The sequence below is a fragment of the Streptomyces sp. NPDC059564 genome, from assembly GCF_042735575.1.
Lineage (GTDB): Bacteria > Actinomycetota > Actinomycetes > Streptomycetales > Streptomycetaceae > Streptomyces.
Genome location: NZ_JBHWBP010000519.1, coordinates 1 through 3888, shown reverse-complemented (window position 1 = coordinate 3888; position 3888 = coordinate 1). Strand labels below are relative to the sequence as shown.

At 76.6% G+C, this 3888-nt stretch carries 3 protein-coding genes; 2 read left to right on the top strand and 1 reads right to left on the bottom strand.

Features of this window, described 5'->3' with window-relative positions; all coding sequences use genetic code 11:
• The coding region (locus ACFV0Q_RS39360; RefSeq protein WP_385012627.1) for a serine/threonine-protein kinase at positions 1–959 on the bottom strand (959 nt) is incomplete at its 3' end.
• 249 nt (positions 960–1208) lie between these two features.
• Here ACFV0Q_RS39360 and ACFV0Q_RS39355 point away from each other — a divergent pair.
• Together ACFV0Q_RS39355 and ACFV0Q_RS39350 are read left to right on the top strand one after the other, a co-directional pair.
• Positions 1209–2579 carry a serine/threonine-protein kinase gene (locus ACFV0Q_RS39355; protein WP_385012625.1) on the top strand — a complete coding sequence of 457 codons (1371 nt, stop codon included), beginning with the start codon at positions 1209–1211 and terminating at the stop codon, positions 2577–2579.
• 43 nt (positions 2580–2622) lie between these two features.
• A complete protein-coding gene (locus ACFV0Q_RS39350) occupies positions 2623–3858 on the top strand; it encodes an FAD-dependent monooxygenase (RefSeq protein WP_385012623.1) in 1236 nt (411 codons plus the stop codon).
• Positions 3859–3888 lie beyond the last annotated feature (30 nt).

Below are 3888 nucleotides of genomic sequence, written 5' to 3'. Positions count from 1 at the left end.
GCGGGGGTCCAGGCACCGGGCGCGGCGCCCTGGCCCATGGGGGCCGGGGCAGCCGGCGGCCGGCCCGGGGGCGCGGCGTTGGCGGTCGTCGGCGTCCATCCGCCCCCGGCGGCGACCTGCTCCAGCAGGGCGCGGGCCTGGCCCGCGCTCGGCCTGGCCTCCGGCTCCTTCGCCATCAGCGCCATCAGCACCGGGGTGAGCGGTCCCGCCCGCCGGGGCTCGGGCAGCGGTTCGGAGACGATCGCGGACATCGTGGACCACACCGAGGTGCGGCGGAACGGCGAGGTGCCCTCCACCGCCGCGTACAGCGTCATGCCGAGCGACCAGATGTCCGAGGCCGGGCCGGGCTCCCTGCCCTGCGCGCGCTCCGGCGGCAGGTAGTCGAGGGACCCGACGATCTCACCGTGGCGCGTCAGCTTGGTCATGGCTTCGTCGCCGCCCGCCTCCATGCTGGCTATGCCGAAATCGGTGAGCACGACCCGGCCACCGCGCTCCATCAGCACGTTCCCCGGCTTCACGTCCCGGTGCAGGACGCCCGCCCGGTGCGCCGCGTCGAGCGCGTCCATCAGTTCGGCGCCGATCGCCGCGGCCTCCCGCGGATCCAGCGCGCCGCGCTCCGCGAGGACGTCGTCGAGCGAGGGCCCGTCGACGAGTTCCATGACGATGACCGGCAGTCCCCGGTCCTCGGTCACGTCGTGCACGGTGACCACGCCGCGGTGCCGTACGCGGGCGGCAGCCTGCGCCTCCCGCTGCATCCGGGCCCGCAGACCGGCCAGTTCGGCGGGGGAGGCGTCGGTGTAGGCCCGCAGCACCTTGACGGCGACCTCGCGGTTCAGCAGCTCGTCGACGGCCCGGGCGACCACGCCCATGCCCCCGCGCCCGACCGTCGCGGTCACCCGGTACCGGCCTCCGAGGACCCGGCCCACGAGCTCCCCGTCGTTCGCAACCCCCGTCGACACCGTGCGCCCCGTTCCGTAACCGCTCGTCGTCCCAACCCTTTTGGCGGGGTCCAGCGTAAGGACCACGGAGAGGAATACGCGCTGGGACGCGGCCCGGTTCTCACCTCACCCTCCGAACCCGACGGCCCGCCCGAACCCGTCCCCGGCCCCGGGCGTCCTCGGTTCGGGGCGCCGCCAAGGGCTGCACCCCCGGCCCGGTGCGGCGGCATAGTCAACCGGCCGTCGGGGGGCGGGGGTTAGGGTGGCGGCGTGGGAGATGTGGGTGGGGGGATGGTCGGGGGGCGGTATCGGCTGCTCGAGGTGATCGGGCGGGGCGGGATGGGGCGGGTCTGGCTGGGGCGGGACGAGACGCTGGGCCGGGACGTCGCCGTCAAGCAGGTGGCGCTGCCGGACGGTGTGGGTGACGAGCAGCGCGAGGTGCTGCTCCAGCGCGTCGTGCGCGAGGCGAAGGCCGCCGCGCGGCTCAACCACCCGGGGATCATCACCGTGCACGACGTCGTCGAGCACGAGGGCGCGCCCGTGATCGTCATGGAGTACGTGACGGGCCGGTCGCTGGCCGCCGCGCTCGCGGAGGACGGCGGGCTGCCGGTACGGAGGGTCGCGGAGATCGGCGTCCTGATGCTGAAGGCGCTCCGGCGGGCGCACGAGGCGGGCATCGTCCACCGGGATCTGAAGCCCGACAACGTGCTGTTGATGGACGACCGGGTGATCATCACGGACTTCGGGATCGCGCACCTGGCCGACGCCACGACGGCCCTCACCCACTCCGGGACGATCATCGGTACGCCCGCCTACATGTCCCCCGAGCAGTTGGAGGGGCGGCCGCCGAAGCCCGCCGGGGACCTGTGGTCGCTCGGGGCCACCCTGTACAGCGCCGTCGAGGGGCGGCCGCCGTTCACCGCCGAGACGTTCACCGCGCTGTGCATCGCCATCGTCACGCAGGAGCCGCCCGCCCCGGAGCGGGCCGGTCCGCTGGCCCCGGTGCTGGCGGCGCTGCTGGCCAAGGACCCGGAGCGGCGGGCCACCGCCGACGAGGCGCTGGCCGCGCTGGAAGCGGTGATCCACGGTGCGGGGGTGACCGGGGCCGCCCGGACTCCCGCGGAGGGCCTCGCCGCCCGGGGAACGCCGGACGGGGCGGACGGGGCGGACGGGGCGAGCGGGGCGAGCGGGGCGAACGGGGCGGGCCCCGGGGCGGGGGCCGCGGGGGTTCCCGTAGAGCCGAGGGCACCGCAGCGCACGTCGGTCCCGCCCACGTCGCCCGGGTGGACGCTCGCCGCCCGGATGGGGACGGGTGAGGCGCTGCTGGTGCGCGGGCTGATGTGCATCGCGCTGGTCTGGGCCGGCGCCGCCCTGATGCCCACGTGGGCCCACGTCTCCGGGCCCCTGGGCATCTTCGCCATGTCGCTGGCCGCGGCCGCGGTGAACACGTACGTGCGCCCCCGTCCCTCCGTCATCCGGTCGTGGCTGCTGTTCCTCACCGTGAACACGGCCCTGTTCGCGGTCGGGCTGCTCCTGCCGCACGGCTGGGGGTGGAAGGCGGTACTCGTCAACGCGCCGCTCCTGGCGACGTGCTGCTGGGGCCTGTGGTGGGTACTGCCCGGTGGCGGCCGCAACCGCTGAGCCGCGCTTCGAACACGGTCGACATTCAGGTCAGGAGACGGGTATGCGCGGCGGAACGGTAGCGGTGGTCGGCGGGAGCATCGCGGGGTGCGCGTTCGCGTCGGCGGCGGTACGGGCGGGCGCGGACGGGGTCGTCGTGCTGGAGCGCACGCACGGGCGGCTCGCGGACCGGGGCCTCGGGCTGTGCGTCCACGACGACCGGGCCGCCGAGCTGGCCGACGCCGGGGCGCTGCCCGCGGGGATCCCCGCGCACCGGCTGGAGCGCCGCCGGTGGGTGGTGCGGGACCCCGGCGCGGGCGGCGGCGGCCGGCTGGTCTGGGAGCAGCCGTTCCCGTTCCACTCGTACCACTGGGGGCTGCTGTGGCGCGGGCTGCGCGCGGCGACGCCGGACTCCGTGGTCTACCGGCAGGGCGTCACGGTGGAGGGCGTGGCCGGGGACGGGGGCGGCGCCGAGGTCCGGCTCGCCGGGGGCGCGGTCGAGCGGTACGACCTGGCCGTCGGCGCCGACGGGTACCGCTCCGTGGTGCGCGAGGCGGTCTGCCCGGGGGCCCGGCCGCACTACGCCGGGTACGTGTGCTGGCGCGGCAACCTCGACGCGGCGCGGCTCGCGGAACTCGGCGACGCCACCGATCCGCACCCCGGGGCGGTGACCACCGTCTGCTTCCCGGGCGGGAGTTGCGTGATCTACCGGATCCCCGGGCCGGACGGGCCCCGGGTGAACTGGGTGCTGTACGCCCCGCCGCCGCAGGGTGGCGGGCTGCGCTTCGACGACCCGACGAGCTTCCCGCCGGGCGAGCTGACCCCGGAACTGTCGGAGCAGCTGCGTGCGTTGCTGGAGCGGGAGTTCCCGGCGTACTGGGGTGCGGCGCTCGCGCTGACCGACCCGGCGGACACCTTCGTGCAGCCCATCTACGACCTGGAGACCGCGCGCGTCACCGCCGGGCGGCTCCTGCTCGCCGGGGACGCGGCCACCGTGGTGCGCCCGCACAACACCAGCGGCGCCGCCAAGGCCCTCCAGGACGCCGCCGCGTTCGGTGCCGCCTGGCGGCGGGCGGAGTCCTGGGAGGGGCTGCTGGACGGCTACCAGGCGGCCCGGGGCCCGGCCGGGCGGGACCTCGTGGCGCTGGCCCGCCGGCTCGGGCGGGCGCAGGTGGAGCGCACCCCGGCGTGGGCCTCGATGAGCGGGGACGAGGTGGCGGCCTGGTGGCAGGGCCAGCTGGGCGGCGCCGCGGGCATCGGCGGCCAGGCGATGCCCCCGACGGCGGCCCCGGCTCCCTAGCCCCGGCCACCCCGGCCCGCCCGCGCACCG

Bases quoted from the DNA above. Each gene is read 5' to 3' on its own strand.
- ACFV0Q_RS39350 (WP_385012623.1), top strand. From the start codon at position 2,623: ATGCGCGGCGGAACGGTAGCGGTGGTCGGCGGGAGCATCGCGGGGTGC.